General features: G+C 44.4%; 12 protein-coding genes. 7 read left to right on the forward strand and 5 right to left on the reverse strand.

The window, feature by feature from the left end:
- From ACWA6V_RS03145 to ACWA6V_RS03155, 3 genes are all read left to right on the forward strand, one after another.
- Positions 1-669 (forward strand): Lcl C-terminal domain-containing protein (locus tag ACWA6V_RS03145; RefSeq protein WP_449521135.1); only part of this gene is annotated, 669 nt, incomplete at its 5' end.
- A gap of 29 nt (positions 670-698) precedes the next feature.
- Positions 699-1232: an Lcl C-terminal domain-containing protein gene (locus tag ACWA6V_RS03150; RefSeq protein WP_414633251.1), complete on the forward strand. Its 534-nt coding sequence runs from the start codon at positions 699-701 to the stop codon at positions 1230-1232.
- A gap of 64 nt (positions 1233-1296) precedes the next feature.
- A complete protein-coding gene (locus ACWA6V_RS03155; RefSeq protein WP_331351414.1) occupies positions 1297-2112 on the forward strand; it encodes an alpha/beta fold hydrolase in 816 nt (271 codons plus the stop codon).
- A gap of 172 nt (positions 2113-2284) precedes the next feature.
- Here the strand turns inward: ACWA6V_RS03155 and ACWA6V_RS03160 are convergent, their stop codons facing one another.
- Positions 2285-2782 carry a hypothetical protein gene (locus ACWA6V_RS03160; RefSeq protein WP_449521136.1) on the reverse strand — a complete coding sequence of 166 codons (498 nt, stop codon included), beginning with the start codon at positions 2780-2782 and terminating at the stop codon, positions 2285-2287.
- A 477-nt stretch (positions 2783-3259) separates the two neighbouring features.
- Here ACWA6V_RS03160 and ACWA6V_RS03165 point away from each other — a divergent pair, with 477 nt between their 5' ends.
- Positions 3260-4549, forward strand: coding sequence for a GGDEF domain-containing protein (locus ACWA6V_RS03165; RefSeq protein ID WP_449521137.1), 1290 nt, complete (start codon positions 3260-3262; stop codon positions 4547-4549).
- A gap of 110 nt (positions 4550-4659) precedes the next feature.
- On the opposite strand, the gene ACWA6V_RS03170 is transcribed toward ACWA6V_RS03165, so the two are convergent.
- The 3 genes from ACWA6V_RS03170 to ACWA6V_RS03180 all read right to left on the reverse strand — a co-directional run bounded on the left by ACWA6V_RS03170 (position 4660) and on the right by ACWA6V_RS03180 (position 7028).
- Complete coding sequence (locus ACWA6V_RS03170) at positions 4660-4857, reverse strand: hypothetical protein (protein ID WP_449521138.1); 198 nt, start codon at positions 4855-4857, stop codon at positions 4660-4662.
- A gap of 99 nt (positions 4858-4956) precedes the next feature.
- Positions 4957-6315 carry an ABC transporter permease gene (locus ACWA6V_RS03175; protein ID WP_449521139.1) on the reverse strand — a complete coding sequence of 453 codons (1359 nt, stop codon included), beginning with the start codon at positions 6313-6315 and terminating at the stop codon, positions 4957-4959.
- Positions 6312-7028 (reverse strand): ABC transporter ATP-binding protein, encoded by a 717-nt coding sequence (locus ACWA6V_RS03180; RefSeq protein WP_449521140.1) that lies wholly within the window; start codon positions 7026-7028, stop codon positions 6312-6314. Before ACWA6V_RS03180 ends, ACWA6V_RS03175 begins: the two co-directional genes overlap by 4 nt.
- 91 nt (positions 7029-7119) lie before the next feature.
- Here ACWA6V_RS03180 and ACWA6V_RS03185 point away from each other — a divergent pair, with 91 nt between their 5' ends.
- Positions 7120-7827 carry a DUF3299 domain-containing protein gene (locus ACWA6V_RS03185; protein WP_449521141.1) on the forward strand — a complete coding sequence of 236 codons (708 nt, stop codon included), beginning with the start codon at positions 7120-7122 and terminating at the stop codon, positions 7825-7827.
- A gap of 103 nt (positions 7828-7930) precedes the next feature.
- On the opposite strand, the gene ACWA6V_RS03190 is transcribed toward ACWA6V_RS03185, so the two are convergent.
- Positions 7931-8545 (reverse strand): hypothetical protein, encoded by a 615-nt coding sequence (locus tag ACWA6V_RS03190; protein ID WP_449521142.1) that lies wholly within the window; start codon positions 8543-8545, stop codon positions 7931-7933.
- Between the two features lie 348 nt (positions 8546-8893).
- Between ACWA6V_RS03190 and ACWA6V_RS03195 the strand changes: the two genes are divergently transcribed.
- Positions 8894-9877: a DUF1852 domain-containing protein gene (locus ACWA6V_RS03195; protein ID WP_449521143.1), complete on the forward strand. Its 984-nt coding sequence runs from the start codon at positions 8894-8896 to the stop codon at positions 9875-9877.
- Between the two features lie 69 nt (positions 9878-9946).
- On the forward strand, positions 9947-10978 hold the full coding sequence (locus ACWA6V_RS03200) for a methionine synthase (RefSeq protein ID WP_449521144.1): 1032 nt from the start codon (positions 9947-9949) through the stop codon (positions 10976-10978).
- The last annotated feature ends 11 nt before the right edge of the window (positions 10979-10989 follow it).

Here is a 10989-nt window from a genome sequence, read left to right on the forward strand (position 1 = left end):
GTAGACAGTGCAGAGCCAAAATCCAAAATTCACTTACCCATTCAACAAGATTGCTCATTTGGTCGGGACATCACCAATAAAGATAGTGATGGTAGAGCGGGCTTTAGCTATCAAAAAATTAATAACCAAGGAATACCTTTGCAAGATAATTCTTCATCCGGCAACTGCGTTCTGGATACAGTTACTGGATTATTATGGGAAGTAAAAACCGAAATTGATGATATTTATGGAAATAGCGGATTACATGATGGTGATGATCTATTCACATGGTACTCCAATAACTCCTCCGTTAATGGGGGAGCTGTGGGAAGCTGGAACAATGTTTTGAATATTTGCTCAGGCTATATCCCTAACGAACCTAAAACATTTTGCAATACAGAAGAATTTATACAACGTGTAAACAATGTTGGACTATGCGGATTTAAAGATTGGCGGCTCCCCACCAGATTTGAAATAGAGAGTTTAGTTGATTATGGAACCAAAGGACCCAGCATCGACACCACCTACTTTCCCAACACGAAGCTGGAGTTTTATTGGAGTTCGACGCCAGCCGTAAATGCCCCCTCTTCCGCGTGGGCCGTGAATTTCAGATCCAGTAATACCTCTCTAGTCTCCCGAGAAAGCTCATTCCCAGTTCGGCTTGTACGAGATTGGGTTAGTAAACAATAATTATAGAATTAGCTATCAGGAATAAATAAATGAATATCCTTCAGCACTTGATCTGTTTGGGATTTACTACTCTTCTAATAACCTCCTCTGTACTAGCGGATCAAATATGTCAACGGGATGGCATACCACAACACTTATCAAACTCGCGATTTAGCTACGACGAAAAAAACGTTGTAATTGACAACCGAACAGGTCTTATGTGGACAACCTGTATCGATGGGCTCAATGGAGAGCGATGCGAATCAGGGACACCAACATTATTTACCTGGGGCGAGGCGCTGCTACGTACTGCAGAAATAAATGAAAATGAAGGTTTAGCAAACCATAAAGACTGGCGATTACCTAATATTCGTGAACTCACGACTCTGATAGACATACAATGCTTAAAACCGAGCATAGATATGGAGTCATTTCCTAACACCCCTGCATCGCATACATGGAGTTCATCGCCTTATCACACGTTAACGTTCTACTCATGGTACATAGATTTCGCAACAGGCGAAACAAATACAGATGATCGATTGAATAAAAAAGTTATCCGATTGGTTCGAAGCGTAAGATAGAAATTTATATATTGAAAATAGATATATGCTACGACATTTCCTTATATTTAGCGAAGCAGGAAATATGATAAAAATAGTGCTGTTTGTAACTTTATCTACACTTATCTCTTGGTCGCGGGCGCAACCAACTAACATTGAAGGGAACTATTATAAATCACCGGATGGCACAAAAATTTATTATGAAGTGACGGGTACAGGTGATGCCATAGTATTGGTGCATGGTTTTATTACTGATGGTGATTCTTGGAAGAGGACTGCACTTTATACTGATTTAATTAATGCTGGGTATAAAGTAATTCTTATGGATTTACGTGGCAATGGTAAATCGGACAAGCCACATCAACCTGAACTTTATGAAAATGATATAGAAGCAAAAGATATTATGGGCATAGTAAATGAGTTGGGAGTAAAAGAGTACACCGCAATTGGTTACTCCCGAGGTTCAATATTAACAACGCGGCTACTTGTGTTAGACAAACGCGTTACTCATGCAGTTATTGGTGGCATGGGTGTGGACTTTACTAATCCTGATTGGCCGCGCCGAATTATGTTTTACGAAGCGCTTTCTGGTAAGCCAGCAAAAGAGTTAGAGAGTTTTGTGACGTATGTGGAGAACTCAGGATTTGATCAACAAGCGCAAGCCTACCTGCAAAAGTCACAACCATCTACCAGCAAAAAAGCTCTGGGTGAAATCAAAAATCCAGTGCTGGTAGTTTCTGGCATAGAGGATAACGATAACGGCTCAGCTAAAGATTTGGCTACAATTTTCCCTAATGCAACTTATGCTACTGTGCTTGGCAATCATAACAATACTGTGCAGACGGCGGAATTTTCCGCTGTCGTTACACAGTTTTTAAAAAAAAATGATTCACTGTATTAATTCCAATAGTAATAGCATCAGAGTGAGATGGCCCAGATTCCTGAATCGTTATGTGATCAACTTGATTAGAAAAAAGAACGTTCGAGTGAACGGAACAATCATTTCCAACTTGCGGAATTACTGCATCAGGAGAAAAAATACCGAAAATGAATTAGTTTGTAAGCAGGGAAATTTAAGTTACCAGACATTTCAAAAGGCAAACCAAATCCCAATTTAGCAGCATTTCAATCAGAGTCACCGCTGTAATCGCCAATATTAAGCCATATAGCGTTGGATTTATCGATAGAGGGAAATTGGTCGCAAAATCGAATAAACCGCTTCTCAATTTCAGGATCAAGGTGTAGAGAGTTTTTATCTTCCAAGTATTACTTTCCGCCAACCACACACCTATCGACAAGAGTATCCCTGACAATAAAAAGATAGGCGAAAAGAAAAGGCTAATAAAAAAGGTTATAGCTAAAGGCCAGTACCATGATTTTTTATATTTTTTCGTTTTGCTCACATATTTACGCAGGCCTACTGAATCAAGCAATGCCTCATCAGTATCGACATTTGCATATGTTGTCTTTTCCCTCGTTATTAGTAATGCAAGAAAAACATGCCCACGAACAAATTTGCGTAAAGATGGAGGTAAAAGGTCTTTTGTGAAATACCTTTGAAAGGGGGCCATTCATATTTAGCAATCATCCAGTACATGTATAGGCTTAGAACCCCCTCACCTAAACACAGAATATGCCTAAGGTATGGCCCGCCACATTAGCAGTACTTATTATTGAGTTTTCAGATAACAACCTTAGATCGCGCCTAATCCTCAGTGGCGAATAAATAGAGGAAACGGCTTCAATCATTTCCCTTTTAGTCGTTTTACCTATTCCATTTAGAGTTCAACAGCGAACCTATTAAATCCACTTTCGAAGCATGACGGCTCGCAGTAAATCCAGGCTGCAAATTGATTATTTTGAGAATAAGACACATCATGTGTCGTTTTCCTCAGATTAAGACACCTGATGCGTCGCCAATTTGAGACAAGTCGTGTCGCGAAATCTGCCAAGTCATTGATTTGTCAATGCGGATAAAGACATCTTATGTGTCGTCCGCCGGTCAATTCCCTGCCAATTACATAATGTTAACGAATGGATTATTGATAATGATTAGGCCGAAATCCTACGCAACTTTCAGATTATTAGCGGTACTCATCACTATTGTTCTCATCGCAACTCATCAATATCTGCCGGCCAAAATCCTGTCCCTATATCCAGACACTGAACGTCTCTCATGGATCTATAGTCCGCATAGCGAGGGCACAGAACCCACCGACTGGATTGACCGGAGCATCAACCATTTCCGCTGCAACTACGCACCGGGCGATGCCTATTCCTGCGGATGGTCGCTCAATCTTGGGCCGGACAGGACAACAGGAATCGACCTCTCAGCCTATGATGGGCTAAACATTTTCATTCACTACAAAGGTAACGCGCCCCGGATTCGTTTATCACTACGGGATTTCGATCCAAGCTTCAGTGATATCGAGAAATACGACACCACCAGCAAAGTCATGTCTACCGCAATACGCACCTCTGACTTGAATCAACCGGTTTACGTACAGCTGAGTGAATTTAGCGTCGCCGAATGGTGGATTACCGAGTTCGATATCGCGCGGCAGTATTCAGCCCCGTCCATGAACAACGCAATTGCTATCGGATTAGATTTTAATGTTCACAGCGACAATGAAATCCGCATTGAGCGAATTGAGGCTGTTGGTCAATGGATAAAAAAGGAAACTCTCTATTTCTGCATCATTTTATTTTGGATGATACTGATTGTGACAGAAGTGCTGTGGCGGTTTTATCTGATCAATAGAAAAACTAAAGCCGATACCCAGCGGATTAATAATTTAGTTAGTGAATACAAAAAACTGGAAACTGAAAAGCAACAGTTTGAGGCGCTATCAACCACCGATGTTCTGACCGGAGTTATGAACCGCGCCGGGGTGCAGCAATTTCTGCAACGTTTATTTGAAAGTAACTTTAGCCGCAACCAAATGGGCGTTATGCTATTCGATATCGATTATTTTAAGAAAATAAACGACAGCCTGGGCCATGACGCGGGTGATGTCGTACTCAGTGAAATTGCCAGAATCATCAACGAACAAGTCCGCCAAACCGATATTTTTGGCCGCTGGGGAGGAGAGGAGTTCATTCTCATTTGTTCGCAAATTTCCGAGGAGCGCCTAATCACTCTGGCCGACAAACTGAGAGAGACCATCGAACAGCACAGCTTTGTTATTGATGACCAATTAATTAAAGTCACTGTCAGCATCGGTGCCACAACAGTGAAAGCCACAGAGACTTTCGAGGCGGTTTTTAAACGCACCGATAAAGCGCTCTACAACGCCAAAAATAGTGGTCGAAACCAGGTAAGGTTTGTCAGTCCGTAAAATATGCTATCAATCGCCAAAATTTTACTGTAAGAAAAAGTCAACAACCCAAGACTGGGCGACTGAATTCCCAGCGGCACAAAAACGGCAATTTATGTGAAATAAACACATTATTGCGCTTCCAACAGTTCCTTACGTTGCCGCTCATAGGTTTGGTAGTCAGGTGCTAAACGCTCCAAACACTCCTTGCGCTGCACTCCACTCAAGCGTTCACATTCATTGCGATTATTCGTTTGAACCGAGTCGTAAATCTGCCGTTGGGAACAAGCTGTAAGGATAACCAAGCAAAAAAGAATGAATATCTTCATGATGAGAGAACCTCTTTCGATGATTGATGGATGGTGATGCATCGACCAAGAGATTATTAGATAGTTCGCTGTTGGATACGCTCTGTTACAAACAGATAATTAGTATTTAACCGCAAGCCCATCCCCCAACGCACGACGGCATGCATTGAATGCAGGCACCAGCGACAGCACCACGCTGGAAAGTAGAATCGCCAACAAATAATAACCTTGTTGTGGCGTCATAAAATTTAGTGAGAGTTGAATGCCCCATTCGCTGAGCAACCAAGGTTGTAGTGACCAGAGTAAGAGAGTGAGCAGTGCGATGGCGAATACTATGGCGCTAATGCAGATGAGCAACACTTCCAGGATTACCAATACAAATAAATACCAGGGGCCTGCGCCGAGTGAACGGAGAATCGCAAATTCGCGTTGGCGTTGGCTTAGACCAGCTAGCAGGCTGGTGGTCATACCGAGTAGACCGGCGATGACGACTAACCATGCAATTAGATTAAAGGCGGTTTCTACTGAGCCAACCAGCTGCCACAATTCTGTTAATGCCAAACCGGGAATAATGGCTTGCAGTGGTTCGCCAGTGTATTGATTAATTTGCCGCTGCACGGCGAAGATTGTTTCGCGATTGTTTAATCCAACAAAAATTGCACTTAGCGATTGGTCATAGGCGTGATGATCGTGATGGTGCTCATCATGCTCTTCCTCACTGCTGTGATCATCCGCATGCTCGTGATGCTCTTCTTGATCGTGTTCATGCTCGTGTTCGTCTTGTTTTTGTTCTGTTTGTTGCGATGTTTTTTTCGTTGAAGGAATTTTCACGCCGGATTGCCAGCCTTCATGAATAGCGGCCATACCCGCAAGGGAGATGTAGAGGCTGTTATCGACAGGTGTTCCGGTAGGCGAAAGAACGCCAGTGATAACAAAGGGCGAATTGTCGTGTTTGGTGAGCGAGATTTTGGCGATGCCGTGGGCCAATACGATTTTATCGCCCAGCTGATAACCCAATTTGCGCGCGACCGCAGCGCCTATCACCACATCATATTTTCCGGAAAAGGATTTTCCTGCCGCAAAGTTCAACTGTTGTTTTTTACCGTAGGCGTAGTGGGCAAAAAAATCTGGCGTGGTGGCCACTACGCGATGGCCCTTGTGTGAATCGCCCATCGCCAGCGGAATTGCCCATTTCACCTGGCTATGTTTGGCCAACTCTTCATAGGTTTGCCAGCGAATGCTGTGCGTGCTGCTGCCCATATGAAATACGGAGTACAACAATAAATTCAACGCACCGCCGCGCGCGCCAACAATTAAATCGGTTCCCGATAGCGTATTGTTAAAACTCTCTTTCACTTGCGTGCGCAAGTGATTAATACCGAGCACCAACAGAATTCCAATGGTCAGTGAAAGAATGGTGAGAAATACCGTTCCACGGCGATTGAGTAAACTTTTACCGGCAAGGCGCATACGCATCATACTTGCACCTCACTCGCGCTTGCTGCAGCAATGGAGTCGGCGCGAAAGGCTTGCATATCAAGTGTGCGATCAAAGCGCGAGCGGAGTTGTTGATCGTGGCTGACAAAAACCAGACTGGTTTTTTCATCCAGCAATTCAAATAGCAAACCCATAAATTCTTCACGCAGGTCTGCATCAAGTGCTGAGGTGGGTTCATCGGCAATAACAATACGTGGGCCACCCAAGAGCGCTCGCGCCAGCGCAACACGTTGTTGCTGCCCTACGCTGAGTTGATGCGCTTGTTGTTGTGCAACATAGGGGATTCCCAAGCGCTCCAGCAATAACGGAATTTGTGCAATAGCAACCTGTTGTTGATCACGCGGTAAAAACTCGATGCGCATGCGTAAATTATCCACGCCGTTGAGATAGGGAATTAAATTGAATTGCTGAAAAATAATGCCCATGTGCTGCGCACGAAATTGGTCGCGCTGGCGATTACTCAAGCGCGTTATATCGGTGCCCAGCAGATGAATGCTACCCGCGCGCGGCAACAACACCCCCGCCATCAAATTCAGCAGCGTGCTCTTGCCGGAACCAGAGGCGCCGTACAAAAATAGCTTTTCACCGGCTGCGATGCGCAAATCATCGATCACCAGAAAAGGCGAATCCTGTTTACCCCAGGCGTATTGGACGGACTCAAAGGCGATTGCGGTGTTGCTAGGGCTGTTATTCATGCTGTTTTTCATGCTGCTTTTAATAAATAGGGCTTGTATGATTGCGCAAATAATCCTGCCATGCAGGTGTGATGGTACTGTGAGACACCGAATGATGAAACTCTATCCCACAACAGACTATTCGTTTTGCTCGAATTTACATTCGCTTTGCGCGTATTTTTTTGCGCTTACAATCCTGTGCTTCGCTGCTGCTACTCACGCAGCACCCGAAAATTTGACGCGCCCCTCGGTTACCGTGGAATGGACAGAATTATTGCCCGACGAGGATTTGCGTTTATTGGAATCCATTCCGCAGGTTGATCATGATTCACTCAGTGACGAACAACTCGCGCAAGACACACCCGCCGAAGGCTTCAATAGCAACACCTCTGCATTTGAAGATCAGGTTGCCAAGGCCATCGCTGATTCAAAGCAAGAAATAGAAGATAAAAAATCCGGCCGCGATTGGCGCGATGCGCTCAAGTCTACCAAAGTGCGCCCGGAATTTAATAACAAGCGTATCCGCATTGCAGGTTACATAGTGCCCATCGAATACGATGACAATCAGGTCATCACCGAATTTTTTCTGGTGCCCTACTTCGGCGCCTGCATCCATGTTCCACCGCCGCCGCCCAACCAATTAATTTACGTTAAACACCCCAAGGGATTTACCTTGCCCGATCTGTACACACCCTTTTGGGTTGATGGCACTGTGGTGATAGAAACTCAGGAAAATGAACTCGGCTTATCGGCCTACTCGATGCGCAATGTAAAACTTGAACGCTATGAAGAACCCGAAGAGCCGGAGTTTTTGAATTAGAAAATATTTGAGGTGTAGCCTGTATGGAGCCTAGCGGAATACGGGAGACAAATTTATTAAATAACTCCGCATTTCGTTAGACTCATGCGGGCTACTCGCTACCTCACCCCTTCCTACGCCCCATAAAAAACCACATAAACGCACCAAAAAACAGGCCGCCTATCGCATTAATGGTCGCAAGGAAAATGAATTTATCCAGAGTTATTCCATCACGGAAGTATTCCATCGCGACAAAAAACATGAGCATCAGTAAACCAAATGATGCGCCCATTTTTATCCATGTAAATTTATTAATAGGCTTAGCAATATTGGCTTCTGCTTTTTTGTAACGCGAGAGTTCGTAGGCGATGTATTTTTGCTCGTAGATTTTTTTGAGGGGGAACCAAATAGGAAATAGTACGGCCAGCAAAAACAGGCTAAAAATATTCCACAAGCAAGGAATTTTTTGTTCGCAGCTAGGGCAGATGTAGCCAAGCCAATGACCGAAGGCATTACCTTTACCCCACAACATACCATGGTGAATGGCGCCACACGAGGGACATGGGACGTAGGTGCGATCTACCAAAGGGGCGTTGCTGGTTTTGTCGATCAGTGTGACCTTGGGAATTCGCTGACCAAGAATGACTTCATTAATTGCCAAGCCCGGATTCAAGATCCAATGCAGTAACAATGGATTGGGAAGTTTTTGAACGCTATATTTATTTTCATTGTATGCCATGGGTGTGCTCCTTGTGTTCTGGCATTTCATTTGATGCTACTCCCCTTTTGCCAATCAGCCTCTTTACACAACAAGAGGTCAAATTTTCAACGGTTAAATAGCGCGCCAAGGATGACTCAGTTCAATGGCTGATTCAACTCAACAATGCCAACGGGCATGCTTGTCTCCCAAGTCAAACGCGCCCTAGCAAGCCCCCCGTTCCACCAAGTCCCGCCCCAATATGAATAATATTCACATTTTCATGAATTATTATCGTTTTTGTTCACTTTGGCATTCCAGTATAAAGACAACCTGTACTTAACCAGAGCCGACTTTACACTTGCCTCTTCATCAGGTTGCAATATCACCATGAACAACGATTTTACATTTAGCATCAAAAGCATTTGTTTCGATGAGAACTATCATCCGGCAGACAATACGCGGGCGACTACCAACTTTGCCAATTTGGCGAGGGGAAATAGCCGGCAAGAAAACTTACGTAATGCGCTGAAGATGATTGACAATCGTTTTAATGCCTTGGCGCATTGGGATAACCCCAAGGGGGATCGTTATTCGCTTGAGCTTGAGATCATTTCTGTGGAAATGGATCTTGATCGTGAGGGTAGTGGTGATTCATTTCCTGCAATTGAAATCTTGAAAACCAATATTCTTGATCGCTACAACAACAGGCGTATTGAAGGCATTGTGGGGAATAACTTTTCTTCTTACGTGCGCGATTATGATTTTAGTGTGCTGCTGTTAGAGCACAACAAAAACCAACCGACATTCAGTATTCCCGATAATTTTGGCGATTTGCACGGCAAGCTATTCAAGCACTTTGTGAACTCGACTACTTACAAAACGCATTTTAATAAACCGCCGGTGATATGCCTGAGTGTTTCCGATAATAAAACCTATCGGCGCACTGAAAACCAGCACCCGGTGCTGGGCGTTGAATACCAGCCCAATGAATCCTCGTTGACTGAACAGTATTTTAAAAAGATGGGTTTAGAAGTTCGCTATTTTATGCCACCCAATAGCGTAGCGCCCTTCGCCTTTTATTTCTTTGGGGATCTGCTGGTGGATTACACCAACCTTGAATTGATCAGCACCATTAGCACTATGGAAACTTTCCAGAAGATTTATCGGCCTGAAATTTATAACGCCAATGCGGTAGCAGGAGCCTATTACAAACCCAATTTAAAAAATCAGGATTATTCATTAACCAAAGTGGTTTATGACCGCGAGGAACGCAGCAGGTTGGCGATTGAGCAGGGGAAATTTGCTGAAAAACAATTCATCAAACCCTACCAGAACATTCTTGAGCAATGGTCTGCCAAGTACGCGTTTTAATTCGCGCTTTATCTGTACCTGTTATTGATCGTTTTTATCTATACCTTTTAAAAGACAAGATTATTCACTATGAAAACATTATTGCCCACATCAACCGCTGGCAGCTTACCCAAGCCTTCCTGGCTTGCTCAACCTGAGACACTTTGGTCACCCTGGAAATTGCAAGGTGATGAATTAATAGAAGGCAAACAAGATGCATTGCGTTTGTCATTGCAAGAACAGCAACAGGCGGGTATTGATATTGTTGGGGATGGCGAGCAATCGCGCCAACACTTTGTGACAACGTTTATTGAGCACCTGAGCGGCGTTGATTTTACGCAGCGCGAAACCGTTAGAATTCGGGATCGCTATGATGCGAGCGTACCAACGGTGGTGGGCGATGTGTCGCGCCAGAAGCCGGTGTTTGTTGAAGACGCTAAATTTCTGCGCAAGCAAACCACACAACCCATTAAATGGGCCCTGCCCGGCCCCATGACGATGATTGATACGCTTTACGATGGCCACTACAAAAGCCGCGAAAAACTGGCTTGGGAATTCGCCAAAATTCTCAACCAGGAGGCAAAAGAATTAGAGGCAACGGGAGTTGATATTATTCAGTTTGATGAACCTGCCTTTAATGTGTTTTTTGATGAAGTGAATGGCTGGGGCATTGCGACCTTAGAGCGCGCACGTGAAGGACTTAAGTGTGAAACCGCCGTACATATTTGTTATGGCTACGGCATAAAAGCCAATACTGAATGGAAAAAAACGCTGGGGTCTGAATGGCGTCAATACGAAGAAATTTTTCCTAAACTGCAAAAATCCAATATCGATATTATCTCGCTGGAATGCCACAACTCGCGTGTGCCAATGGAGCTACTGGAACTGATTCGCGGAAAAAAAGTGATGGTCGGTGCGATTGACGTAGCCACCAACACCATCGAAACTCCCGAAGAAGTCGCCAACACCCTGCGCAAAGCCCTGCAATTTGTAGACGCCGACAAACTCTGCCCCTGCACCAACTGCGGCATGGCGCCTTTATCTCGCCAGGTCGCGCTTGGCAAACTGAAAGCGTTGAGTGCTGGTGCAGAAATTGTGCGCCAGGAACTCGCAGGTTTGTAGGTTGGGCCGCG

The sequence above is a fragment of the Cellvibrio sp. genome (genome assembly GCF_053579595.1).